At 74.0% G+C, this 24,787-nt stretch carries 17 protein-coding genes; 14 read left to right on the forward strand and 3 right to left on the reverse strand.

All coding sequences use genetic code 11. The features are described from left to right. Positions 1-86 precede the first annotated feature (86 nt). The 11 genes from AC0VY3_RS04350 (at position 87) to AC0VY3_RS04400 (ending at position 17,081) form a co-directional block, all read left to right on the forward strand. Positions 87-335, forward strand: coding sequence for a hypothetical protein (locus tag AC0VY3_RS04350; protein WP_103507234.1), 249 nt, complete (start codon positions 87-89; stop codon positions 333-335). Positions 336-349: 14 nt separating this feature from the next. Then, positions 350-2,245, forward strand: coding sequence for an AfsR/SARP family transcriptional regulator (locus AC0VY3_RS04355; protein WP_475551637.1), 1,896 nt, complete (start codon positions 350-352; stop codon positions 2,243-2,245). A gap of 5 nt (positions 2,246-2,250) precedes the next feature. Continuing rightward, entirely contained in the window at positions 2,251-4,503 is a 2,253-nt protein-coding gene (locus tag AC0VY3_RS04360) for a TOMM precursor leader peptide-binding protein (protein ID WP_475548979.1), read from the forward strand. Further along, a complete protein-coding gene (locus AC0VY3_RS04365) occupies positions 4,493-6,565 on the forward strand; it encodes a TOMM precursor leader peptide-binding protein (RefSeq protein ID WP_475548980.1) in 2,073 nt (690 codons plus the stop codon). The genes AC0VY3_RS04360 and AC0VY3_RS04365 overlap by 11 nt, the downstream gene beginning before the upstream one ends. Before the next feature lie 82 nt (positions 6,566-6,647). Then, a complete protein-coding gene (locus tag AC0VY3_RS04370) occupies positions 6,648-8,237 on the forward strand; it encodes a nitroreductase family protein (protein WP_475548981.1) in 1,590 nt (529 codons plus the stop codon). Positions 8,238-8,250: 13 nt separating this feature from the next. Then, positions 8,251-11,097, forward strand: a complete 2,847-nt coding sequence (locus AC0VY3_RS04375) for a lantibiotic dehydratase (protein WP_475548982.1) — start codon at positions 8,251-8,253, stop codon at positions 11,095-11,097. Continuing rightward, the gene (locus tag AC0VY3_RS04380; RefSeq protein ID WP_103507787.1) at positions 11,094-12,161 is read left to right on the forward strand and encodes a lantibiotic dehydratase C-terminal domain-containing protein; all 1,068 of its coding nucleotides are present in this window, start codon (positions 11,094-11,096) and stop codon (positions 12,159-12,161) included. The genes AC0VY3_RS04375 and AC0VY3_RS04380 overlap by 4 nt, the downstream gene beginning before the upstream one ends. Next, the gene (locus tag AC0VY3_RS04385) at positions 12,158-13,270 is read left to right on the forward strand and encodes a site-2 protease family protein (RefSeq protein ID WP_475548983.1); all 1,113 of its coding nucleotides are present in this window, start codon (positions 12,158-12,160) and stop codon (positions 13,268-13,270) included. Before AC0VY3_RS04380 ends, AC0VY3_RS04385 begins: the two co-directional genes overlap by 4 nt. 61 nt (positions 13,271-13,331) lie before the next feature. After that, a complete protein-coding gene (locus tag AC0VY3_RS04390; protein ID WP_242742399.1) occupies positions 13,332-14,318 on the forward strand; it encodes an ABC transporter ATP-binding protein in 987 nt (328 codons plus the stop codon). Positions 14,319-14,376: 58 nt separating this feature from the next. Next, positions 14,377-15,132, forward strand: a complete 756-nt coding sequence (locus tag AC0VY3_RS04395) for an ABC transporter permease (protein ID WP_103507790.1) — start codon at positions 14,377-14,379, stop codon at positions 15,130-15,132. After that, complete coding sequence (locus AC0VY3_RS04400) at positions 15,129-17,081, forward strand: TOMM precursor leader peptide-binding protein (protein WP_475548984.1); 1,953 nt, start codon at positions 15,129-15,131, stop codon at positions 17,079-17,081. Before AC0VY3_RS04395 ends, AC0VY3_RS04400 begins: the two co-directional genes overlap by 4 nt. Positions 17,082-17,181: 100 nt before the next feature. Here the strand turns inward: AC0VY3_RS04400 and AC0VY3_RS04405 are convergent, their stop codons facing one another. Further along, entirely contained in the window at positions 17,182-17,358 is a 177-nt protein-coding gene (locus AC0VY3_RS04405; protein WP_003968635.1) for a thiazolylpeptide-type bacteriocin, read from the reverse strand. Positions 17,359-17,554: 196 nt separating this feature from the next. Here AC0VY3_RS04405 and AC0VY3_RS04410 point away from each other — a divergent pair, with 196 nt between their 5' ends. Both AC0VY3_RS04410 and AC0VY3_RS04415 read left to right on the forward strand, forming a co-directional pair. Continuing rightward, positions 17,555-18,964 carry an amidohydrolase gene (locus tag AC0VY3_RS04410; protein WP_475548985.1) on the forward strand — a complete coding sequence of 470 codons (1,410 nt, stop codon included), beginning with the start codon at positions 17,555-17,557 and terminating at the stop codon, positions 18,962-18,964. Continuing rightward, positions 18,961-19,215: a hypothetical protein gene (locus AC0VY3_RS04415; RefSeq protein ID WP_103507276.1), complete on the forward strand. Its 255-nt coding sequence runs from the start codon at positions 18,961-18,963 to the stop codon at positions 19,213-19,215. The genes AC0VY3_RS04410 and AC0VY3_RS04415 overlap by 4 nt, the downstream gene beginning before the upstream one ends. Before the next feature lie 55 nt (positions 19,216-19,270). On the opposite strand, the gene AC0VY3_RS04420 is transcribed toward AC0VY3_RS04415, so the two are convergent. Beyond that, positions 19,271-20,278 (reverse strand): helix-turn-helix transcriptional regulator, encoded by a 1,008-nt coding sequence (locus AC0VY3_RS04420; protein WP_103507277.1) that lies wholly within the window; start codon positions 20,276-20,278, stop codon positions 19,271-19,273. A gap of 446 nt (positions 20,279-20,724) precedes the next feature. On the opposite strand from AC0VY3_RS04420, the gene mfd reads away from it, so the two are divergent. Continuing rightward, the gene (mfd, locus tag AC0VY3_RS04425) at positions 20,725-24,258 is read left to right on the forward strand and encodes a transcription-repair coupling factor (RefSeq protein WP_475548986.1); all 3,534 of its coding nucleotides are present in this window, start codon (positions 20,725-20,727) and stop codon (positions 24,256-24,258) included. Between the two features lie 76 nt (positions 24,259-24,334). Here mfd and AC0VY3_RS04430 read toward each other — a convergent pair whose 3' ends face one another. Beyond that, on the reverse strand, positions 24,335-24,727 hold the full coding sequence (locus AC0VY3_RS04430; RefSeq protein ID WP_475548987.1) for an ATP-binding protein: 393 nt from the start codon (positions 24,725-24,727) through the stop codon (positions 24,335-24,337). Positions 24,728-24,787: the final 60 nt, after the last annotated feature.

Here is a 24,787-nt window from a genome sequence, read left to right on the forward strand (position 1 = left end):
CGCCTCTCTCGTGGCGCGTTCCGCGCTGGCATCGTCGTCCGTGCCGGGAGGACCCCGGCTCCGACGCCACCGTCGAAGGGGAACACGTGTCCAGGTCTTCGCTCGCGCAGAAGCAGCGCCGCCCGGCCAGAGCCGCCGCCCTCGTCACCGGGATCGCCCTCGCCGCCCTCACCCTCTCCACCGGCACCGCATCGGCCACCACGCCCACGGGCCACCCGCCCGTCGCCGACGACATCACCCGGATGATCTGTACGGAGTTGGCGGACGTCATCGGCCGACTCCCCCCGGATTCCCCGCCCGTTCGGGTGTGCAAGCTGGTCAACGGCTGGGACTAGAGGTGCCGAGCGTGATGCGGTTCCAGCTGCTGGGGCCGCTGGCCCTCGCGGACGGACCCGACACCGTCGTCCTCCAGCCCTCCAAGCCCGCGAACCTGCTCGCCGCACTCCTCCTGAACGCCAACTCCACGGTCTCCGCCGAGTACTTGCAGCGCGCGGTGTGGGGCGAGGAACAGCCCGCCACCGCCCGGGCCGCCCTCCAGACCTGCGTCCTGCGGCTCCGCCGGCTGTTCGCCAAGCACGGGGTCACCGGCACCGCCATCGAAGCCGTGCCCGGCGGCTACCGGATCACCGCCGCACCGCCCACCCTGGACCTCCTCGGCTTCCGCGACCAGGTGCGCCGGGCCGCCGGTCTGGACCGGGACCCGGAGGCGGAGCTCCACGTGCTCAGGGAAGCCCTCGCCCTCTGGCAGGGCGCGCTGCTCGCCAACGTACGGTCCGAGGTCCTGCACCGCGACGAGGTGCCCCGGCTCGCGGAGGAACGGCTGCGCGCGGTCGAGCGGGTCTGCGACCTGCTGCTGGGGCTCGGGCGCTGCGGTGAGGCGCTCGTCGACCTGTGGACCGCTACGCGCGTATATCCCGGGCACGAACGCTTCCACGAACAGCTCATCGAGGCCCTCTACCGCACCGGACGCCAGTCCCAGGCCCTCGCCGAGTACCGCAGGGTCAAGGGCTTCCTGCTGGAGGAGCTGGGCGTGGACCCCTCGCCCTCGCTGCGCCGCCTCGAACTGGCCATCCTGCGCGGCGAGGACCTGGGCTCCGCCGGGCCCGAGGCCTCCCGCGTCATCCGGGGCGAGACCGTCCCCCTCCCGGCCGCCGCCCCGGCCTCGTCCGTGGCCGTTCCGCTCACGACCTCGGCCGCCGCGGTTCCGGCCGGCGGCGCGTCCGCGGTCGCCCCGGCCGGTGGCGCGGCGCTCGCCCCGGCCGCCGCATCCGGCGTCGGGCCCGTGCCGGCCGTGCCGCACTTCACCGGGCGGGCCGCCGAGGCCGCCGCCCTGGCCGCCCGCCTCACCGCACCCGCGGCCTCCGGCCCCGAGGACCACCGGCCGCTCACCGTCCTGGTGTCCGGCGCGCCCGGCATCGGCAAGTCGGCGCTCGCCCAGCATGTCGCCCGGCTCGTCCGGGACGCCTTCCCCGCCGGGCAGTTGCTCGTCCGGATGACCCGCGCGGACGGCGAACCCCGCACGGCCGACGAGGTGGCCGCCGAAGTGGCGCTCGCGCTGCGGGAGTCGGGCGAAGGGCGGGTCCTGCTGATCCTGGACGACGTGGTCGACGCCGACCAGGTGCGCCCGCTGCTCCCGCCGGTCTCCGCCGACGGGCCGGATCCCGCCGTCGTGGTCACCAGCCGGATGGGGCTCGGCGGGCTCATCGCCACCCACGGCGGCTGGGTGCAGCGCCTGACCGCCTTCACCGACGCCGAGTCGCACGCCCTGCTGCTGGCCACCCTGGGCGCCGAGCGGGTGGAGGCCGAACCCCGCTCCGCCCGCCGACTCGCCGCCCTGTGCGGCCACTTCCCCGCCGCCCTGCGCATCCTCACCGCCCGGCTGCTGACCCGGCCGGGGCTGCGGCTCGCCGACGCCGTCGACTGGCTGGGCGACGACCCGCTCGCCCGGCTCACCCTGACCGACTCCCCGGACCACTCGGTCACCGGCCTCTTCGACCGGGCGCTCGACCGCCTCGACCCCCGGCTGTCGGAGGCCTTCGCCCATCTCGCCCAGGGCCCGCCGGAGCTGCTCGCCGACCGGGGCCCCGAGGACGAGGGCCCCGTTCCCGAAGCCGTACGGGAGCAACTCGCCGACGCCGGACTGCTGGAGGACGGCCCGCCGGGCCCGTACCGCATCCACGACCTGCTCCGCGCCCACGTACGAAGAACCGCCCGGATCCGCGACCGCCGCACAGAGAAGGTGTGACCCCCATGGCCGAGAGCGCCGCCCCCACAGCCCCTGCCACGCCTGCCGCACCCGCCGCGACCCCATCGGCGCCCGCAGCGCCCGCAGCGCCCGCGACGACCGCGTTCGACGCGCTCGCCGGCACCCGGCCGCGCATCCGCCGCGACGTGCTGTTCACCGAGACCCCCGGCGGGGTGCTGTTCCACAACGCCGACGGCGGCTTCCACCTCACCGGCCGCACCGCCTACCGCTTCGCCTCCCTCGTCGTCCCGCACCTCACCGGGCACCACCGGCTGACCGACCTGTGCGCCGGATTCGGGCCCGCACAGCGGGCGATGGCCGCCGAACTGGTCAAGACGCTGTACGCGCGCGGCTTCGCCCGCGACATTCCCGAGGCGGACCCGGCGGCGGACGCCCTCGACGCGGAGACCGCCGAGCGGTTCGCCGCGCAGATCGCCTACGTCGACCACTACACCGACGACGCCCCCGCCCGCTTCGCCCGCTACCGCGCCACCCGCGTCGCCGTCCTCGGCGACGACGAGACGGCCCGCTGGTGCGCGCTGAGCCTGGTGCGCAACGGCTGCGCGCGCATCGGCACCGTCGCGGCCTTTGACGACGTCACCGCCGAGGCCGCCGCCAACGGGGCGCGCGTCGGGACGCTCACCGCCGGGACGGACGCGGGCTGGGCCGCCCTGGACGGCTACGACGTCGTCGTGGTCACCGGCGCGGACGCCGGGGCGCGCACCCACCGGCTGCTGGCCGCCGGGGTGCCCGAGGGCGTGACCCTCATCCCCGCCTGGCTGTTCGGCCGCCGCCTGATCGTCGGCCCGCTCTCCACCGCGGGCTCCACCGGCTGCTGGTCCTGCGCCCTGCTGCGGCTGGGCGGCAACGTCGACGCGGACACGGCGGCCGGGCTGTGGAGCGAGGCGGCCGGGGCCGTACCGGCCGGCGGGGCCGCCCTGTCCGGGCCGGTCGCCGCGATGGCCGGCAACCTCGTCGGCTACGAGATCTTCCGCCTGACCACCGGCGCACTGCCCGCCGAGACGGCCGGCCAGGTCCTCGTCCAGGACCTGGAATCGCTGGACGTGATGGCCGAACCGGTCCGGCCCCACCCCCGGTGCGTCCGCTGCGCCGCGCTCCCCGCTGACGGCCCCGCGGCCCTGCCCGGCCCGCTCGCGCTGCCCGTCACCGCGACCGTGGAGACCGCCCGCGACGCGGAGGGCCTGGTCGAGGAGCTCAACCGGATCAGCACGGCACTGGTCCGCCCGTACACCGGGATCTTCCGCCGTTACGACGACGAGGAGCTGACCCAGACCCCGCTGAAGCTCAGCCGGGTCGAGCTGGCGCTCGGGGGCGGCGAGCGCCGCCGGATCGCCGCGTTCGACGTGCACCATCTGGCCGGGGCGCGGACCCGGGCGCTGTACGCGGCGGCCGAGGCGTATGTGGAGCACGTGGTCCCCCTGGCTTCGGAGGCGGAGGGCGGTGGGCAGGCGCTGCGGACGTTCGGGCCCGACGCCCTGACGACCGGCGGCGGCACCGGGGCCGTGCCCGTCGCCTGGACGGTCGCCACCTCGCTGATCGGCAAGGATCCGGTACGCGTACCGGCCGCCGCCCTGCGCCCGTTCGGGCCGCACAACCACGACCGGGCGCACCTGGCGACCACGGCGGGCGCGGGGGCGGGAGGCAGCGCGGCGGAGGCGGCGGGCCGCGGGCTGCTGTCCGCGCTCGCCCACGACGCGCTGCTCCGCGCGGTACGGGGCGCGGGCCGGGTGAGCCCGCTGGCGGTCGGCGGTGAGGACCCGGAGCTGGTGTTCCTGCTGAAGTCCGCCGCCAACCTGGACATCGCCGTGGACCTCCTGGACCTGGGCGAGGCGGACCGCACCTCGGCGCACGTGGTGCTGGCCCGCGAGGCGAACGGCCCCGCCGCCGCAGCCCGTTGGGCGGTCGGGGCCGGGCTGTCCCGGCGTACGGCGGCCGCGTCCGCCCTGCGTGACCTGCTCGGCCAGGTGCAGCTCGCCGCCGAGGACCCGGGGGCGGTGGTCGACCTGGGCGATCCGCTGGTGGCCGATCTGGCCCCCGGGGCGATCGCGGTGGGCGGGGAGTCGGTTGCGGCGGACGCGGCCGAGACCACGTTCGACGCGGTGCTGGAGGCGCTGCGGTCCGCGGGCCGCGACGCCCTGTACGCGCCGACGACCCCGGCGGACCTGGACTCCGGACCGATCGCCACGGCCCGGGTGCTGCTCACGGTGGACGGCGAGGGCGCCCCCGATGGCCGTTGAGACCCTGCCGGACGCCCCGGCGGTGAGCCGTACACACTCCGCACCCGTGCTGGCCGAGTCCACCCGGCTGCTCGCGGCGCTCCTGCGCGACGGGCTCGCCCGGCACGGCGGGGAGGCGACGGGCGCCACCCCGGTGGACGTCCAACCCCTCGGCGTACGCGACGCGTTCGCGGGCGACGGGGCGATGGATTCCGCCGCCACCGTCGCGGGCGACGAAACGGCGGCGGGCCCCGGTACCGTCGCGGGCGACGAGGCCGTGGCGGACCCCGCCCGCACCGTCCCCGTGCGCTACTACGGGCGGCACGCCGTCGTCGGCCCGTTCCCCGCGCGGCCCGGAGCCGGGCAACGCCCCTGCGCCCGCTGCCTGGAGCGGCGCTGGCAGGGTGTGCGGTCCGTCGCGCTGCGCGAGGCGCTGGAGCTCGGTTCCGGAACCCGGGCGGCGGGCCCGTCCCCGTACATCACCCCCTTCGCGGCCGAAGCCCTCGCCGGTGTCGTCGCCGCCCGCGCGGACGGCGGCGGACCGGGCACCGGAGCCTTCCCCGCCGTCCATCTCGTCGACCTCCAGACCCTGGCCGTCCGCCACTACCCGCTCGTCCCCGACCCGGAGTGCCCCGGCTGCGGGCGGCCCGAGCCCGACAGCGACGCCTCGGCCGCCCTCACCCTGCGGGCCGCGCCCAAGCTGCGGCCCGACGGCTTCCGGGTCCGGGACATCGGGGCGTACGAGCTGCCCGTCGCGCCGTACGCCAACCCCGTCTGCGGGTCGCTCGGGCCCTCCGTCGTCCAGGACGTCTCCTCCACGTCCACCTCCGCCACCATCGGCTGCTTCTCCATGCGTTCGGGGCCGTACCTGCGCGAGACGTTCTGGGGCGGGCACGCCGACACCTTCGCCGAGAGCCTCCGTATCGGGGTCCTGGAGGGCCTGGAGCGGTACGCGGGCATGCGGTCCCGCGCCAAACGCGCCCAGGTGCGGGCCAGCCTGCACGCCCTGCGCGCCGAGGGGCGGGCCGTCGTGGACCCGCGCGTCTGCGGCCTCTACTCCGACGACTTCCACCGCGCCAACCCCCGCGTCCTGCCCTTCACCCCGGACCGCGAGATCCCCTGGGTGCGCGGCTGGTCGCTGCGCGACGGACACACCGTCCTGGTCCCCGAGGTGCTCACGTACTACCACGCGCCGGGCCTGGAGAACCGGTTCGTACAGGAGAGCTCCAACGGCTGTGCCAGCGGCGGTGCGTTGGAGGAGGCCGTCTTCTTCGGCCTGATGGAGGTCGTCGAGCGGGACGCGTTCCTGCTCTCCTGGTACGGGCGGGCCGCCCTGCCCGAGATCGACCCGCGCACGAGTCGCCGCCCCGCCACCCGGCAGATGGTGGACCGGCTGGAGATGTACGGCTACGAGGCGCGGTTCTTCGACACCCGGATCACCTTCCCGATCCCCGTCGTCACCGGCGTCGCCGTCCGCCCCGACGGCGGGCCCGGCCGGATGTGCTTCGGCGCGGGGGCCGGACTCGACCCGGAGGCGGCGCTCGCCGGGGCGCTCTGCGAGATCGCCACCGACGCCGTCAACCTCCAGGGCCGCACCGAGCGCGACGAGCAGCGGCTGCGCGCGATGACGTACGACTTCGCGAAGGTCGAGGCGCTGCACGACCACCCGCTGGCGTACGGGATCCCGGAGATGGGCGACCACGCGGACTTCCTGCTCGGCGCACCGGGAAGCGCCCGCCCGCCCCTCCGTTCCTTCGACGAGCTGTACGGGGACGGGCCCGGCGCGCGGCCCGTGCTTCCGGTCTCCGACGACCTCCGCGAGGACCTCACGCGCTGCGTGGACGCCGTCGCCGCCGCCGGGTTCGACGTGGTCGTCGTCGACCAGACCATGCCGGAACAGCGCGATCTGGGCCTGACCACGGTGAGCGTGATCGTGCCCGGGCTGCTGCCGATCGACTTCGGCTGGACCCGCCAGCGCGCCCTGCGCATGCCCCGGCTGCGCACCGCCCTGCGCGAGGCGGGCCTGCGGGCGGCGGACCTCACCGACGCCGACCTCAACCCGGCCCCGCACCCGTTCCCATGACCCCGCCTCCTCCCGCCCCCGGCCCGCGCCCGCCGGGCCCTTCCTCCTCCCGCTCCCTCTTGCCGTGACCAAGGAGCTCGCCATGGGATACGCCCATGAATACGCCGCCGCGATCATGCACCGCGGCCGGGTCCCGATGGACCCCGTGGACTATGTGCCGAACTGGCAGGACGGCCCCCGCAAGGCCAAGTTCCACCCGGGCACGGACGGCTTCCCGCTGCCGGACGCCCCCTACCCGCCCGGGGCGACGCTCGACCGGGGCCTGTTCCCCGAAGGCGGTCCGGGCCAGGGGGAGTTCGACCTCGGCTCGCTCTCCGGCATGCTCCGTGACTCGTACGGGCTGACCGGCCGCCGCCTCGGCGTCCAGGCCAACACGGACCTGAACGCGCTGCCGTTCTACCCGCTGGCCAACTGGTCGCGCGGCTCCGCCTCCGGCGGCGGGCTGTACCCCGTCAGCATCCACTGGGTGTCCGGGCCGAGCGGCCCCGTTCCGCCGGGCGTGCACTACTACTCCACCCGGCACCACTCCATGCAGCGGCTGCTCACGGGCGATGTCTCCGGCCGGGTCCGCGACGCGCTGGGCGCGGGCGCGCCGGGGCCGGAGACCGATCAGTACCTGGTGCTGGGCATCAAGTACTGGCAGAACTCCTTCAAGTACAACAGCTTCTCCTTCCACGCCGTCTCCATGGACCTCGGGGCCTGCGTCCAGACCTGGCGGATGTGGGCGGCCGCCCGGGGGCTGGCCGTCGAGCCGGCCCTCTGGTTCGACGAGGAACGGATCGCGGAGTTGCTCGGGTTCGACCCGCGGGAGGAGGGCATCTTCGCCGTCGTGCCGCTCACATGGGCCGGTGCTGACGTGAGTTCGGACCGGTCGCAGGTCGCCGCCACCCCTGTCTCCGTCCGGCACAAGGACGTCGAGCGCTCCCGTACCGTCCTCACCTTCGACGCGCTGCTCCGCATGCAGGCCGCCACCTCCGCCGACGCCACCGCCCGGCCCGCCCCCGGCGCACTGGCCCCGGCCGCCGCGCACCCCGCCGACGAGCGGCTGCCGGAGGTCACGCTCCCGGCCGCCCGGCCGCTGGACGCCGACGTCCGCACCGCCCTGCGCGCCCGCCGCTCCAGCTTCGGCCGGTTCGACGCCCGGAAGCCGGTCACCGCCGACCAGCTGGCCGCCTGCCTGGCGGCGGCCGCCGCCGGATCACGGCTCGGCGGCGACACCGGTGACGTACGGCTGGCGAAGCTGTACGCGTTCGTCGGCCATGTCGAGGGCGTCGAGCCCGGCTCGTACGCCTACGACCCCGAGGCGCGGAGCCTGCGGCGGGTGAAGGAGGGCAGGCCGGGGGAGTTCCTCCAGAAGAACTACTTCCTCGCCAACTACAACCTGGAGCAGACCGGAGCCGTGCTGGTGCCCACCGTCCGCACCACCGCCGTGCTCGACGCGGTCGGAGACCGGGGCTACCGGCTGGTCAACGCCACCATCGGGGCCGTCGCCCAGTCCGTCTACACCGCCGCGGCGGCCGTGGACCTCGGCTGCGGAGTCGCCCTCGGCTTCGACAACATCTCCTACATCGAGGAGCTGGGGCTCGAAGGGACGGACGAGGCGCCCCTGCTGATCATGATGATCGGCAACGAACGCCCCGCCCCGGCCGACTTCCGCTACGAGATCGCCTGAGCGGGGGACGACGATGACCGACACCGTGAACACTCCGAACGCCGCAGACCTGACGAACTCTCCTGATGGGCGGCCCGCGTTCATGCTGCGCGTCGCCGGGCTCCCGGTCGAGGACGTCCAGGCCCTGCGCTGCCCCGAAAGCCGCAGCTGGGCCGACGAAGTGCTGGACACCACGGCGCAGTTGGCGCTGTCGGCCGAGAAGGCCGCGGACCAGCTGCACGGGCTGATCGGCGGCAGCGACGACGAACCGCTGCGCCGCGCCCTGCTGAAACTGCGCCGTGACGTCTTCAACAACCGGCTGCCGGACCCGGTGGCCGCCGACGCCGCCCTCGCCCGGGTCCGCGCCCTCGACCCGGCCGCCGCCCGGGCCCTCGCCGACTGGCTGACCGGCCGCCGGGCCCTGGACGAGCTGCGGAGCGCCGGGGCCGGACTGCTGGCCGCCGAGACCGGACGCAGCCGCACCGAACTGGCCCGGATCGCCGGTCACGAGCGCCTGCGCAAGGGCCTGTTGCTCGCCTCGCCGACCCTGGACGCCCAACTCGACGGCTACCGGCGGAAGACGGCCGGCGACGCCGGGGCGCGGCCGGACCGCAAGCAGCGCAAGATCGAGCGCTCGCTGCTCTCCTACGTCTACCGGACCGCCTGCAAGACCAGCCCCTTCTCCACCTTCACCGGCGTCGCCCCCGGCGTGTTCGGCGGCTCCGACGGGCTGCGCGTGCGGGTCGGCGAGGAGTGGCGGACGCAGGTCCGGCTCAACGTCGTGGCGCTGGGCCGGCTCGCCGACGCGGTGATCGCCGACCCCGTCCGCCGCGCCGATCTGCCGCTCGCCCTCGCCTCCGGCTGGGGGCGCGACGACGACCGGGTCCGCTACGTCCGGCGCTGGGTCACCACGGGCGACGAGGACGCGGCCGTCACCTTCGACGCGGTGAAGGACCGGCTGTTCTTCCTGCGCCGCAGCGGCACCCTGGAACGGCTGCTCGGCCTCTTCGAGGAACGCGGCACTCTGCGTTACGGCGAGCTGGCGGCCTGGCTGGAGCAGGACCGGGGCGCGGCGCGCGAGGAGTGCGAGCAGTATCTCGGGGCGCTCCTGGACGTCGGCATGGTCCAGGTGCCGTGCCTGCGCACCGAGGTCCACGACATCGACCCGCTCCGCGCCTTCCAGGACGCGCTGCGCGGCCTGGACCGTCCCTGGGCCGACCGGCTCGCGGACCGGCTGGAGGAGCCCGCCGCCCGGGCCGACCGTTTCGCCGACGCGGGCCCGGACGAGCGGCGGGCCCTGCTGGAGTCCGTACGGGCCGGGCTGCGGGCGGTCCAGGAGGAGGAGCTGGGGGCGGAGCGGGCGAAGGTCCCGCAGACGCTGCTGTACGAGGACGCGGCGGCGGGCTCTCCGGGCCCTCCGCGTTCCGTGGGCTCTCCGGGCTCTCCGGGCTCCTGGGGCCCCTCGGGCCCCTCGGGCTCCCCGGCTTCCTCCGGCTTCCCGCGGGCGGCGGGCTCCGGCGTGATGCTGGATGCCGACGCCTGGCAGGACCTGGCCGCCGGACCGCTGTCGGCGGTGGAGCGGGTGCTGCCCGCCTTCGACCTCACCCTCCCGCAGCGGATCACCTTCCAGGGCTTCTTCCTCGCCCGGTACGGCCACGGCGGGCGCTGCGACGACCTGCTGAAGCTGGTCCACGACTTCCACGAGGACTTCTTCGACCAGTACATGACGTTCTCCGCCGGCCGCACCCCGTACGACGCCGACGGCGCCTACGTCCCCGAGGTCAACTGGCTCGGCCTGGAGAAGCTGCGCGCCCTGGACACCGCCCGCCGCACCTTCACCGACCGGATGGCCGCGGTGTGGCGGACGGCGGAGGCGGCGGAACCGGGCGCGGCCGAAGTGCGGCTCGACGCATCCTTCCTGGACGCGACAGCCGCTGAACTGGCCGACTTCGCACCGGAGTTCGCGCCGATGAGCCACCACGTACAGATCGCCGACCGGCCGGGTGACCCGCTCGTCGTCCTCAACCGGTCCTACGGCGGGGTGTCGTTCTCGTTCACCCGGTTCACCCAGCTCTTCGACGGCCTCGACGAACAGCTCCTCGCGGGCACCGACGCCCTCGTCCCCGAAGGCGCGGTCCTCGCCGAGGTCACCGGCGGCCCGGTCACCAGCAACCTCAACCTGCACGGCCGGCTCACCCCGTACGAGATCGTCTGCCCGGGTGAACGCGGCACACTGGAACCGGAGTTCCGGATCGCGCTGGACGACCTCTACCTCGTGCACGACCCCGGGGCCGACCGGCTCGTCCTGCGCTCGGTCCGCCTGGACCGCGAGGTGATCCCCGTCTACCTCGGCTACCTGGTCCCGCTCGCCCTGCCCGAACTGCCCCGCACCCTGCTCCTCCTCTCGCCGACCTCGATGGCCCCGCTCAACGTGTGGGCGGGCGTCCCCGAGGGCGAGCCGCGCGGCGGGGTCACCGGGCGGCCCCGGGTGCGGCACGGCTCGCTCGTCCTGAGCCGGCGCAGCTGGAGCGCCCCGGCCGCCGTCCTGCCGCTGCACCGCCCCGGCACACCGGAGGACGGCTGGTTCCTGGACTGGCACGCCTTCCGGCGCACCCACGGACTGCCCGACCGGGTCTTCGCGACCGTGTCGGACACCGGGGCCCGGGGCGCGACCGGGGCCAAACCGCAGTACCTCGACTTCGACAGCCCGCTGTCCCTGTCGGCCTTCGAGGCGCTCGTCAAGTCTCCCGAGGCCAGGGTGGTGTTCCGGGAGATGCTGCCGGACGAGGACGCACTGTCCACCGTCTCCGGCCACGGCCGCCATGTCGCCGAACTGGCCGTGGAGACGGCCGTACCCGTCCGCAGGAGGAGCACCTCATGACACCCCCCACCCCATCGTCCGAGACCGCGACCACCGGTACCGGCACCGCCGCCGGAGCCTGGCAGGCCACCCACGTCTTCTACGCCGCCAACCCCCGTCCCTTCCTCCTGAACTGCGTCCGCCCGCTGGTCGCGGAGCTGGAGGCGGACGGGCTGCTCGCCGGGTACTTCTTCATCAACTACTGGCTGGAGGGCCCCCACGTGCGGCTGCGCCTGAAGCCGTCCTCGCCCGCCGCCGAACCGGAGGTGGCCCGCCGCACCGAACGGGCCGTGGACACGTTCCTCGCCGAACGGCCCGCGCTGTACGAGGTCGACTCCGGGTTCCTCAACGACTTCTACAACACCCTCTTCGAGATCGAGTTCCCCGGCAGCGAGCGCGGCCACTACACCGACGACCGGGGCCGGATGAATCTGCGCCCCAACAACTCCCGCCACCGTGAGCCCTACGAGCCGGAGTTCGGGAAGTACGGCGGGCCGGCCGGGATCGAGCTGGCCGAGTGGCACTTCCGGCACTCCAGCGACCTGGTGATCGACGCGCTGGCCACCAAGAACCTCCACCTGCGCACCGTCCTGCTGGGCACCGCCGCCCAGCTGATGATGGTGATGTCCTCGACCTTCCTGCCCGGCCGGGACGAGCTGACCGCCTACCTGGACAGCTACTACGAGTTCTGGCACCGCGCCTTCCCCGGCACCGGTTTCATCGGCACCGACGAGTACGACCGCAACTACGCCCGCACGGCGGACGGGCTGCGGGACCGGTTCGCCCGGGTCCGGGCCGCCACCGCCCCGCCCCGAAGCGCCCGCTCGCTGCCCGGTTCGCTGGCCGGCTGGGCCGAGCACTGCGCCGAACTCCGCGACCGCGCGGAAAAACTGGCCGAGGGCGGAGACCTGGTCTTCCGCTCCTGGGACGGCGAGCGGGACGAGCGGGTCACCGACCCGGCCGTGGCGCTGCCGCTGCTGCTGTCCCCGTACATGCATATGACCAACAACCGACTGCACGTCACCATCCGCGACGAGGCCTACCTCAGCCACGTCCTGGGCCGGGTCCTCAAGGAGTCCGCATGAGCGCATCCGGGGCCGCCCCCGGCTCGCTCGCCTCCTACCGCCCCGAGTTGCGGCCCCGCGTCCTGCTCAGCGACGCGCTGCTGGACGGGGCCGCGACCGTCCACCTGATCAAGGACGCCGAGACCGGCAACTCCTTCAAGGTCGGGGCCAAGGAGCACTTCCTCATCGCCCGCATGGACGGCGGGCGGAGCCTCGCGGAGATCGGTGAGGCGTACGCGGGGGAGTACGGGCGACGGCTGGCGGACGCCCACTGGCAGCAGCTCCTGACCCTGCTCGGGACGAAGGGCCTGCTGGCCGGAGCCCCCGCGCCGAAGGCCCCTGCCGCGGCGCCGGAGAAGCGCACCCTCCTGCGCGGCACCCTTCCGCTCGTGGCCGACGCCGACGCCACCACCGCCCGTCTGCACCGGGCCGTCGGCTTTCTGCTCGCGCCCTGGGCGATGGTGCCGCTGCTGGTGCTGATCCTCGCCATGGAGGTGGTGGTCGTCGCCCGGTCCGGCGAACTGCTGCTCGCTGTGCGGGAGTTGTTCGGCAACCCGGTGCTGCTGACCGGTACGGCGGTGCTGCTCTGGGTGAGCACCGCCCTCCACGAGCTGGCGCACGGGGTGGTGGCCCGGCACCACGGCGGGCGGGTCGCCGAGATCGGGCTGCGGTGGCGGTTGCCCGCCGTCATCATGTACTGCACGGTCGACGACTACCTCTATTTCGGCAGCCGTCGGCACCGCATCGCCACGGCCGCCGCCGGTGCGGTGATGAACCTGCTCTTCCTGCTCCCGTTCTGCGCGCTGTGGCTGTTCGCGCCGCTGGACAGCGCCACGCACGAGGCGTTCGCCGCGCTGCTGCTCCTCGGCAGCGTCCAGGCGTTCGCCATGCTCGTACCGCTGCCGCCGCTGGACGGCTACCGGATCGCGGGCCAGCTCGCCGGGGCCACCGGCCTCGCCGCCTCGGCCGGCGCCTATCTGCGGCTCGCCCTGCGCCGCGCCCCGGAAGCGGCCGCCTACCCGCGCCGCGCCCGGATCGCCTATCCCGCCTACGTGTCGGTCACGGTGCTCGTTCTCGCCCTGGTCGTCGCCCTGGTCGTCGCGGCCGCCCATCATCTGCTGACGGCCTGAAGTCCCGCGCCCAGGCCCGGTGTTCCATCCGCGCCCGGTGTTCCATCCCAAGGAGAGACCCATGACGTCCACCGCCCCCCGCACCCCCCACGACCCCCCTGCGGGACCGTCCGCCGGGCCCGCCGTCGCCCTCGCCGACGTCCACAAGACGTACGGCGCGACCCGGGCCGTCGACGGGGTCTCGCTGACCGTCGCACGCGGGGAGTTCTTCGGGCTGCTCGGGCCCAACGGGGCGGGCAAGACCACGCTCGTCGAGATCATGGAGGGCCAGCGGCGCGCCGACTCCGGGACGGTGACGGTCCTGGGGGAGAGCCCCTGGCCGCGCAACACCGCCCTGCTGCCCCGGCTCGGCGTGCAGACCCAGGCCTCGGCGTTCTTCGTCCGGCTGACCGCCCGCGAACACCTGGCCACCATGGCGGCCCTCTACCGGTGCGACGCCGCCTCCGCCGAACGGGCGCTCGCCTCCGTCGGCCTCACCGAACAGGGGGACACCCGGGTCGACGACCTCTCCGGCGGTCAGCGGCAGCGGCTCGCCATCGCCTCCGCCCTGGTCCACGACCCCGAGCTGATCTTCCTGGACGAGCCGACCGCCGCGCTCGACCCACAGGCCCGCCGCTCGCTGTGGCAGGTCCTGCGCGACCTCAAGGGCCAGGGCCGCACCATCGTCTACACCACGCACCACCTGGACGAGGCCGAGGCGCTCTGCGACCGGGTCGCCATCATGGTCGCGGGCCGGGTCGCCGCACTGGACAGCCCCGGCCGGCTGATCGCCGCCTCCAGCCCGACCACCCGGCTGCTCGTCCCGGCCGACCGCCTCACCCCCGAGCAGGCCCGCGCCATCCCGGACGTGGACCGGGTGACCGAGGAGGGCGGCTCCGTCGTGCTGGAGACCCTCGCCGCGGGCAAGGTCCTGGCCGCCGTCGACGCGATCGCCGGACTCCAGGGCGTACAGACCAGGACGGCCAGCCTGGAGGACGTGTACCTGGAGCTGACCGGCACGGAGGCCGGTGCCGGTGCGAGCACCGGCGCCGGGGCGCCGCAGCCGTAGTTCAGGTCGATCCGTCCTCCCCCCCCCGTGCAGTGATCCAGCGATACGGAGACACCCGATGAGCGCCTACACCGCGCTGAGCCAGGCCGGGTACCGGGCCTACACCCGCGACCGCACCACCCTCTTCTTCACCTTCGCCTTCCCGCTGATCTTCCTGGTCGTCTTCGGGCTGATCTTCCACGGCCAGACCGTCGAGGAGAGCGGCAAGCCCTACATCAACTACATCGCGCCCGGCGTGCTGTCCTGGGGCGTCGGCAACGCCGCCGTCTTCGGCGTCGGCTTCGTCCTGATGCAGTGGCGGCGCGACGACATCCTCCGGCTGATCCGGATGACGCCCACGCCCGTCTCCGCCGTCCTCGCCTCCCGTTACGTCCTGGCGCTCGGCATCGGAGCCGTCCAGGCGGTCCTCTTCGTGGCCGTGGCCCTGCTGCCCTCCTTCGGGCTCCAGCTGGACGGCCGCTGGCCGCTCGCCCTGCCGGTGCTGGTCCTCGGGATCACCGCGTTCCTCGCGCTCGGCGTCATCGTCGGCAGCTATGCGAAGACCCCCGAGGCGGTCGCCGCCGTCGCCAACTGCCTGATGATTCCCATGGCGTTCCTGTCCGGCTCGTTCTTCCCGCTGGACGCCATGCCCGGCTGGATGCAGAGCCTCTCCCGCGTCCTGCCGCTGCGCTATCTCAACGACGGGGTCTCGGGCGCGCTGACCGGCGGCGGCACCCTGAGCGACATCGGCGTCGCCTGCGCCGTCCTCGCCGGATTCGCCCTCGTCCTCGGCGCGGTGGCGCTGAAGACCTTCCGCTGGAGCGACAAGTCATGACGACGACGGCCACCGCCTCGACCCCCCTGGACGTGGCGCGCACCCGCCTCCAGTCCGCGCTGACCGCCCGCCACACCCGTTCGCCCGGGAACGGGCCGCTTCCCGCGCCCTACGTCGTCCCGCTCGGAGCCGCCGACGTCCTCGGCTTCGGCCACCCGGACCCGTACGCCGACACCCGGCCGGCCGCCAACGTGCAGCTGACCTCCCGGGCCGTGCTCATCGGCCCCTGGGGCGGCGGGCCCGACGCCACCGCCTGCGGTCAGTGCCTCGCGATGCGCTGGCAGCGGCTGCGCAGCCGGTCCGAGCGCGAGGCCCTGGAGCTGGGTCACGAGCCGCGCGGGGCCGTGCACTGGCCGGTGCTCACGGAGTACGCGGTGGACGCGGTCTGGGCCACGTACGGGGCGGTCGCCCGGGGAGGGACCACCGGTACCGACGCCACCCCCGCCGACCGGGTGCTGCCCCAGGTCACCCGCGTCGACCTGGTCACCCTCGCCACGGCCACCTTCCCGCTGCTGCCCGAACCGCTCTGCCCCGCCTGTGTGCAGGAGGTCCCGGACACGGCGGAGGCCGCCCGCATGGAGCTGGGCCCCGCCCCCAAACCGGACCCCGACGGCTACCGGCTCCGCACCCTGGACTCCTACCCGCTGCCGACCGCCGCCCTCGCCAACCCGGTCTGCGGCACGCTCGGTTCGGACATCTGGATCAACCCCACCTCCACCACCACCGCCCCGGTCGCCGGAACCCACTTCGTCCGCGGCTACGCGGGCCTCAACGACGTCACCTGGAGCGGCCAGGCCAACCGGTACGCCACCAGCCGCACCCTCGCCCACCTGGAGGGCCTGGAGCGGTACGCGGGCACCCACCGCCGACGCGGCACGACCCCGGTCGTCGACAGCTACCGCAACCTCTCGGGCCAGGCCCTGAACCCCGCCGACTGCGGCTTCTACGCCCCGGAGACGTACGCCACCGACCCTCTGGTCAGCCCCTTCGACCCGGACCGGGCGATCCCCTGGGTGTGGGCCCACTCGCTGCGCGACGACGCCCCGGTCCTGGTCCCGGCCCGGCTGGCCCACTACAGCGCGGGCGTCGACGCCGACAACTTCGTCTTCGAGTGCTCCAACGGCTGTGCCACCGGAGGGAGTCCGGAGGAGGCGATCCTCTTCGGGCTGCTCGAACTCGTCGAGCGGGACGCCTTCCTCCTCGCCTGGTACGGCCGCGCCCGCCTCACCGCGATCGACCTCGCCTCCGCGACGACCCCCGCCGTCCGCTCGATGCTCGACCGGGCGGCCCTGCACGGCTACGACGTGCACGCCTTCGATACGCGGATGGACCTGGCGGTCCCCGTCGTCACCGCCCTCGCGGTGCGCCGGGACGGCGGCAACGGCACGCTCTCCTTCAGTGCGGCGGCGGGCTTCGACCCGGCGGAGACGGTCGAGGCGGCCCTGTCCGAAGTCCTCACCTACATCCCGCACCTGCCCTACCAGGTCGCCGAGCGCCGGACCGAACTGGAGGCGATGGAAAGGGACTTCACCAAGGTCCTGCACCTCAAGGACCACGCCCAGCTCTACGGGCTGCCGTCCATGGTGCGGCACGCCGCCGAGTACCTGGAACCGGCCGCCGTCCTCCCGCTGGACGAGACGTTCGCCGACTGGCAGCCGCTGCGCCCGCGCACCGGTGACCTGCTGGACGATCTGCGGCTGCTGCGCGACCGGCTGACGGGGGCCGGGTACGACGTCATCGCCGTCGACCAGACGACCCCCGAGCAGCACCGGATGGGCCTGCACACCGTCTCCACGATCGTCCCCGGACTGCTGCCGCTGGACTTCGGCTGGAGCAGACAGCGGGCGCTGACCATGCCCCGGCTGCGGACCGCGCTGCGGGCGGCGGGCCGGCGCGCCGACGAGCTGCCGGAGGCGGAGATCAAGGCCGTCCCGCACCCGTTCCCGTGACCGGGCCGCCGCCCGCAGCGCGGTCCGCGCTCCACGCGCGACAGCCCCCTCCGACCGACGGAGGGGGCCGACGTGCGCGAGCGAGCCGGGCGAACCGGTGTCAGGCGCTGCAGGAGGTGGTGCTGGTGGTGCTGGAGCAGGTCGACGTCGAGGAACACGACGTGGAACCGGCGAGGACGACCTCCGAAGCGTCGGAGTAGTCCGAGATCTCAAAGGTCTCCGACTCCAGCTCCAGGATCTCGTCGGCGAGGGTGGCGAGTTCGGTCTTGGGGGCCATGGTGATCTCCCTGGTCTCGTCGGGGTCCGGCCGGCTGCTCCGGTCCGGTGCCCGGGTGCTGGACCCATTGGAGGGGTGGCCGCTGTCAGATCGGCCGCGATTTCGCTGTCACATCGCTGGCACCCGGTGGCAGGGCGACGGCCCGGCGCGTGACAGCCGTACGGAGCAGGCTCGTTGAGCAGAGATGAGGTGCGCGGTGGTCACAGCGGCGAGAACGACGAGGAACGCGGACGACGACGGCAACGGCAACGGCAACGGCAACGGCGACGGCGACGGGGCGTCACAGGCCCGGGAAGGCGCGCAGGCTCCGGCAGGTGGGGCGGCGGTAGGGGGCGGGCCCCTGCCGCGCCCGCTGCTCCGGTCCGCCGTCGAGCTCTACCTCGACCTGCACGCCCACCCCGAACTCTCCGGCCACGAACACCGCACCGCCGACCGCCTCGCCGCCCGGCTGGCCGGACACGGCTGTACGGTCACCCGTTCCGTGGGCGGCGGCCACGGACTCGTCGGGGTGCTGCGCAACGGCCCCGGCCCCACCGTGCTGCTGCGCACCGAGCTGGACGCTCTGCCCGTCACCGAGGCCACCGGACTGCCGTACGCCAGCACCACCCCCGGCGTCATGCACGCCTGCGGCCACGACCTGCACATCGCGGCGGTCGCCGGGGCGGTGGCGCACCTCGCCGCCACCCGGGACACCTGGCGGGGCACGGTCCTCGTCGTCGGCCAGCCGGAGGAGGAGACGCTGCGCGGGGCCCGGTCCATGCTGGTGGAAGGCCGGCTGTACGAGCGGTTCGGCGTGCCCGACGGGGTCCTCGCCCAGCACGCCGCCCCGCTGCCCGCCGGGGCCCTCGCCCATGTGCCGGCGGGCGGGCCGCCCCTGATGGCCGGGAGTGTCGCCGTCGAGGCGGTCCTGCACGGCCGGGGCGGTCACGCGGCGACCCCGCACCTCAACCTCGACCCGGTCCTGATGGCCGCCGCCACCGTGCTGCGGCTGCGCACGGTGGTGGCCGAGGTGACCGCGCCCGCCGAACAGGCCGTGCTCACGGTCGGCTCGGTGCGGGCCGGCGAGCGCGGCAACATCACCCCGGACCACGCCGAACTCTCGCTCACCATCCGGGCGTTCACCGAGGAGGCGCTCGACCGGCTGGCGGCCGCCGCCGAACGCGTCGTCCGGGCCGAGGCCGCCGCGTCCGGAGCCCCGCGCACCCCCGAGTTCACCGTCACCGCCCGCTCGCCCGCCCTGCGCCCCGACCCGGCGCTGACCGCCCGGGTGCGCCGGGCCCACGAGGCGCTGCTCGGGCCCGGCCGGGTGCTGGACCTCGCCGGTTCGGCGGCCACGGAGGACTTCCCGCACTTCGCGTCGGGCGGACAGGGCGGCTCCGGAGGCTCGGCGGGCACGGTCCCGGTCGCGTACTGGATGCTCGGGACCACCGGGGCGGGACCCTGGCGGACCGCCCGCGCCGGAGGCGCACCCGTACCGCCCAACCACGCCCCCGGCTTCGCCCCCGACGTCCGGGCCGCCCTGCCCGTCGGCATCGGGGCGCTGGCGGCGGCGGCCCGGCAGGTGCTGGACCCGGGGCCCGCCGGGGCCACGGAGACGGCGTCATGACGGCCGGGCGGCCCGGGGTCGCCGATGTCGTCGTCGTACGCCGTGACCGGGCGGCCCCGACCGGCTGGACCACCGTCGTCAGGCTGCTGGGCCTCCTCCCCGGCCACTGGTCCTGCCACCCCGAGGTGGGCCAGGACCGGGTGGTCCTGCGGGTCGAGCTGGCCGGGGCGACGGACGCGTCGGCGGTGCGGCGGGCGGTGTCCTGCGTCCTGGCGGACACGGCCCTGCGCGGCTGGGCGGAGGAGCCGTAGGCGTAACCCACGGGGCCCAGGGGCCCGCCCCGGGCGCAGGAGTCCGCCCCGACGGTCAGATCCAGCCGCGCTCGCGGGCCAGCAGCGCGGCCTGCGCCCGGCTGGCCGCGCCGAGCGTCTGCATCAGGTCGGCGACGTGCCGCCGATAGGTCCGCACCGACACCCCCAGCTCCCGTGCGCCCGCCTCGTCCTTGCCCACCGTGCACATCGACACCAGCACCCGCCGCTCGATGCCGGAGGGCCGGGGCGCGGCGGCGTCCTCCCCGCTCCCGCTGCCGTCGGCCGCCCGGGACAGATCGTCCGCCTGGTCCCAGATCCGTTCGAACAGGGAGATGATGTTGGAGACCAGGCCGCTGCGGTGGGCGAGGAGCGCGCCGCGCGAGGTGTCGCGCGGGTCCAGCGGGACGAGCGCCGCCCGGCGGTCGTAGACGAGCAGCCGCTCCGTGGTGTCCGGCGTCACCCGGATCGCCGCCCCGTGCTCGGCCAGCTCCCGCAGATAGGCCGCGGTCGGCGGGTCCTGGAGCGCCACGCTGGAGACGACGTTGCGGATCCGCACCCCGCGCCGCAGACAGCGCAGGTCCAGCGGACGGGAGCGGGCGATGTTCTCCGCCGACAGCCGGGTGTACGGCTCCACGGAGAGGATCTCGTCGCGGGCGAAGAAGGCGAGGTCGTCGATCCGGTTACGGATCTGGGTGAGCCCCTCCAGCTGCTCGATGCCCTGCGGAGGGGGCGTACGGGCCCCCTGCTCCGCGCGTAGACCATCAATGACGTGCCGCGAACGGGTGACGCGCTGCAGCTCCTGGTGGAGCGCGGCCAGCCGTACGTCCACCAGCCGGGCGAGCGCCACCTCGGGGTCCGCCGGGAAGATCCGCAGCTCCGCGTCCTCGGTGTGCAGCAGCCCCAGCTCCTGGAGCCGGGCGATCCGGGCGCGGGCGTCCTGGGGCCGGGAGTGCAGCAGGAGGTGGAGGTCGTCGGCGCGGGTGCCGGGGTTGCGCAGGAAGTGCCGGTAGATCTCTTCCTCGGCCTCCGGGACCCCGAAGACAGACATCTCGTTCTCGCCCACGTACGCCCCCGATGCCTGATGCCGTGGGACCGTGCACCGAGGGGGATCACCCCGCGCCGCCCGTCCCGGCCGCTGCTCGCTCCGCCCGTGCTCGGTACTGCCTGTATGACGTTCTCGGAACACCTGTTGTGCAAGGGTCGGGCAAAGACTAGACGCTGGGATCACTCCTGTGAGGATCTCCGGCACAACTGTGTGCGATACGGAGATGAACGGTGCGCGACCGTCGACGAGCGGCGGGGTCGGCACGACGGGCGGCGGGGCGGCCCGTGGCACGGGCGGCGACGCGGGCACGACACGGGCGGCCGGTCCGCGGATCCGGGCGACAGCCGCCCGCCTGCCGGTTGCGGGCGCGACTGTCACCCCTGGGTCGTAACCTGGAACCCCCGGCGCGTCCCACGTGTCGGGCCCTTCGCGTTGCCCCTGATCTGATCCCGGACGGAAACTTCATGAGTCTGCACGGTCTGCTGGATGTCGTCGTTACGGACCCGGCGCTCGCCGAGGCGGTGAAGGCCGCCGGGGACGGGCACCGGGCCCATGTCGACCTGGTGGGCCCGCCCGGTGCGCGGCCGTTCGCGGTGGCCGCGCTGGCCCGGCAGACCGGCCGGACCGTGCTGGCCGTCACCGCCACGGGCCGGGAGGCCGAGGATCTGGCCGCCGCCCTGCGCACGCTGCTGCCGCCGGACACGGTCGCGGAGTTCCCGTCCTGGGAGACCCTGCCGCACGAGCGGCTCTCGCCTCGCTCGGACACGGTGGGCCGCCGCCTCGCCGTGCTGCGGCGGCTGGCGCATCCGCGCGAGGACGACCCGGAGACCGGCCCGGTCTCCGTCGTCGTCGCGCCGATCCGCTCCGTGCTCCAGCCGCAGGTCAAGGGGCTCGGCGAGCTGGAGCCCGTGGCGCTGGCCGGCGGGCAGAGCGCGGACCTGGGCGAGGTGGTGGACGCGCTGGCGGCCGCCGCGTACTCCCGGGTGGAACTGGTCGAGAAGCGCGGCGAGTTCGCCGTACGCGGTGGCATCCTGGACGTCTTCCCGCCGACCGAGGAGCACCCCCTTCGGGTGGAGTTCTGGGGCGACGAGGTCGAGGAGATCCGCTACTTCAAGATCGCCGACCAGAGGTCGCTGGAGGTCGCGGCGCACGGACTGTGGGCCCCGCCCTGCCGCGAGCTGCTGCTGACCGACCAGGTCCGTGAGCGGGCCGCCGCGCTCGCCGAGGCCCACCCTGAGCTGGCCGAACTGCTCGGCAAGATCGCCGAGGGCATCGCGGTCGAGGGCATGGAGTCGCTGGCCCCGGTGCTGGTCGACGACATGGAGCTGCTGCTCGACGTGCTGCCGAAGGACGCGATGGCGATCGTCTGCGACCCGGAGCGGGTGCGGACGCGGGCGGCCGACCTGGTCGCCACCAGCCAGGAGTTCCTGCAGGCGTCGTGGGCGGCGAGCGCGGGCGGCGGCGAGGCCCCGATCGACGTGGGCGCGGCCTCGCTGTGGGGCATCGCGGACGTCCGGGACCGGGCCCGTGAGCTGGACATGATGTGGTGGTCGATCTCGCCGTTCGCGGCCGACGCCGCCGACCACGACGACGACACCCTCCAGCTCTCCATGCACGCCCCGGAGGCGTACCGGGGCGACACCGCCCGCGCGCTCGCCGACACCAAGGGCTGGCTGGCCGACGGCTGGCGCACGGTGTACGTGACGGAGGGCCAGGGCCTCGCCTCCCGTACGGTCGAGGTGCTGAGCGGCGAGGGCATCGCGGCCCGCCTCGACGCTGACCTCACCGAGATCTCCCCCTCCCTCGTCCACGTCTCCTGCGGTGCGATCGAGCAGGGCTTCGTGGACCCGGCGCTGAAGCTGGCGGTCCTCACCGAGACCGACCTGACCGGCCAGCGCACCGCCACCAAGGACCTGGGCCGGATGCCGGCCCGCCGCCGGAAGACGATCGACCCGCTGACGCTGGAGGTCGGCGACTACATCGTCCACGAGCAGCACGGTGTGGGCCGGTACGTGGAGATGGTGCAGCGCACGGTCCAGGGCGCGACCCGCGAGTATCTGCTCGTCGAGTACGCCCCGGCCAAGCGCGGCCAACCGGGCGACCGCCTCTACATTCCGACCGACCAGCTGGAGCAGGTCACCAAGTACGTCGGCGGCGAGGCCCCGACGCTGCACCGGCTCGGCGGAGCGGACTGGACGAAGACGAAGCAGCGCGCGAAGAAGGCGGTCAAGGAGATCGCCGCCGACCTGATCAAGCTGTACTCGGCCCGGATGGCGGCCCCCGGCCACGCCTTCGGCGCGGACACCCCCTGGCAGCGGGAGCTGGAGGACGCGTTCCCGTACGCGGAGACGCCCGACCAGCTGTCCACGATCGCCGAGGTCAAGGAGGACATGGAGAAGACGGTCCCGATGGACCGGCTGATCTGCGGCGACGTGGGCTACGGCAAGACGGAGATCGCGGTCCGTGCGGCGTTCAAGGCGGTGCAGGACGGCAAGCAGGTGGCGGTCCTCGTCCCGACGACCCTCCTGGTCCAGCAGCACTACGGCACGTTCACCGAGCGCTACTCCCAATTCCCGGTCAACGTAAGGGCGCTGAGCCGCTTCCAGTCCGAATCGGAATCGAAGGCAACCCTCGAAGGCCTGAAGGACGGCTCGGTCGACCTGGTCATCGGCACCCATCGGCTGTTCTCCTCCGAGACGAAGTTCAAGGACCTCGGCCTGGTCATCGTGGACGAGGAGCAGCGGTTCGGCGTCGAGCACAAGGAGCAGCTGAAGAAGCTCCGCGCCAACGTGGACGTCCTCACGATGTCCGCGACGCCCATTCCCCGTACGCTCGAAATGGCGGTCACCGGCATCCGCGAGATGTCCACGATCACCACCCCGCCGGAGGAGCGCCACCCGGTCCTCACCTTCGTCGGCCCGTACGAGGAGAAGCAGATCGGCGCGGCGATCCGCCGTGAACTCCTGCGCGAGGGCCAGGTCTTCTACATCCACAACCGGGTCGAGTCCATTGACCGGGCGGCCGCCCGTCTCCGCGAGATCGTCCCCGAGGCCCGCATCGCCACGGCACACGGCCAGATGTCCGAAGCGGCCCTGGAACAGGTGGTGGTGGACTTCTGGGAGAAGAAGTTCGACGTCCTGGTCTCCACGACGATCGTCGAGTCCGGCATCGACATCTCCAATGCCAACACCCTGATCGTGGAGCGCGGCGACAACTTCGGTCTCTCCCAACTCCACCAGCTGCGCGGCCGGGTGGGCCGAGGCCGAGACCGAGGCTACGCCTACTTCTTGTATCCCCCCGAGAAGCCCCTGACGGAGACGGCTCACGAGCGCCTGGCGACGATCGCCCAGCACACGGAGATGGGCGCGGGCATGTACGTGGCGATGAAGGACCTGGAGATCCGCGGCGCGGGCAACCTGCTGGGCGGCGAGCAGTCCGGCCACATCGCGGGCGTCGGCTTCGACCTGTACGTCCGCATGGTCGGCGAGGCCGTAGCCGACTACCGGGCCCAGATGGAGGGCGGCGTCGAGGAGGAGCCCCCGCTGGAGGTCAAGATCGAGCTCCCGGTCGACGCGCACGTCCCGCACGACTACGCCCCCGGCGAGCGGCTGCGCCTCCAGGCGTACCGCGCCATCGCCTCTGCCTCCTCGGAAGACGACATCCGCGCGGTCCGCGAGGAACTGACCGACCGCTACGGCCCATTGCCCGAACCGGTGGAGAACCTCCTCCTGGTCGCCGGCCTGCGCATGCTGGCCCGCGCCTGCGGAGTCGGCGAGATCGTCCTCCAGGGCTCCAACATCCGCTTCGCCCCGGTGGAGCTGCGCGAGTCCCAGGAACTGCGCCTGAAGCGCCTGCACCCCAAGACGGTCATCAAGCCGGCCGCCCACCAGATCCTGGTCCCGCGCCCGACGACGGGCAGGATCGGCGGCAAGCCGGTCATCGGCCGCGAACTGCTGGCATGGACGGGCGAGTTCCTGACGACGATCCTGGGGTCGTAGGTCCCGGGGTTTCGAGAACGATGGGCCCCGCCGGGTTGCTCGCCCGGCGGGGCCCGAGGCCTTTGAGCCGGGCTCGCTACGGCGTCGCGGGCCGCTTGAAGGCGGCCCACACCGTCTTGCCCACGACGTGGTGGTCGATGCCGAAGTCCGCGGCGAGTTCACCGACGAGGAACAGCCCACGCCCTGAGCAACTGCTCTCGTTGGGGTGCTGAACCTCCGGCCTTCCGTCGCCGCTGTCGCGGACCGCCAGTCGCACGAGGTCATCCGTCAGGTCGAGCCGGACGGCGAACTCCCGTCCCGGTGGGACGCCGTGGAGCAGAGCGTTGGTCGCCAGCTCCGAGGCGCAGAGCTCTATGTCGTCGATCAGGTCCGTGAGCTGCCATTCCCTGAGGACATGGACGACGAAATCGCGTGAGGCACCGACGGATGTGCGCCGTCGGGGGAAGCGCCGTAACTGCGAAGAGGACACGGTGGTTCACCGCCTTGCTCGTGGGTCGCAACGGGATGACCGTACTGCTATTCGCGAAAG

It is taken from the genome of Streptomyces sp. iso_384 (genome assembly GCF_056172905.1).

Coding starts and splice junctions, on each gene's coding strand:
- mfd (WP_475548986.1), top strand. CDS start 20,725: ATGAGTCTGCACGGTCTGCTGGATGTCGTCGTTACGGACCCGGCGCTC.
- AC0VY3_RS04415 (WP_103507276.1), top strand. CDS start 18,961: ATGACGGCCGGGCGGCCCGGGGTCGCCGATGTCGTCGTCGTACGCCGT.
- AC0VY3_RS04405 (WP_003968635.1), bottom strand. CDS start 17,358: ATGGCCCCCAAGACCGAACTCGCCACCCTCGCCGACGAGATCCTGGAG.
- AC0VY3_RS04385 (WP_475548983.1), top strand. CDS start 12,158: ATGAGCGCATCCGGGGCCGCCCCCGGCTCGCTCGCCTCCTACCGCCCC.
- AC0VY3_RS04375 (WP_475548982.1), top strand. CDS start 8,251: ATGACCGACACCGTGAACACTCCGAACGCCGCAGACCTGACGAACTCT.
- AC0VY3_RS04390 (WP_242742399.1), top strand. CDS start 13,332: ATGACGTCCACCGCCCCCCGCACCCCCCACGACCCCCCTGCGGGACCG.
- AC0VY3_RS04355 (WP_475551637.1), top strand. CDS start 350: ATGCGGTTCCAGCTGCTGGGGCCGCTGGCCCTCGCGGACGGACCCGAC.
- AC0VY3_RS04360 (WP_475548979.1), top strand. CDS start 2,251: ATGGCCGAGAGCGCCGCCCCCACAGCCCCTGCCACGCCTGCCGCACCC.
- AC0VY3_RS04370 (WP_475548981.1), top strand. CDS start 6,648: ATGGGATACGCCCATGAATACGCCGCCGCGATCATGCACCGCGGCCGG.
- AC0VY3_RS04400 (WP_475548984.1), top strand. CDS start 15,129: ATGACGACGACGGCCACCGCCTCGACCCCCCTGGACGTGGCGCGCACC.
- AC0VY3_RS04395 (WP_103507790.1), top strand. CDS start 14,377: ATGAGCGCCTACACCGCGCTGAGCCAGGCCGGGTACCGGGCCTACACC.
- AC0VY3_RS04380 (WP_103507787.1), top strand. CDS start 11,094: ATGACACCCCCCACCCCATCGTCCGAGACCGCGACCACCGGTACCGGC.
- AC0VY3_RS04365 (WP_475548980.1), top strand. CDS start 4,493: ATGGCCGTTGAGACCCTGCCGGACGCCCCGGCGGTGAGCCGTACACAC.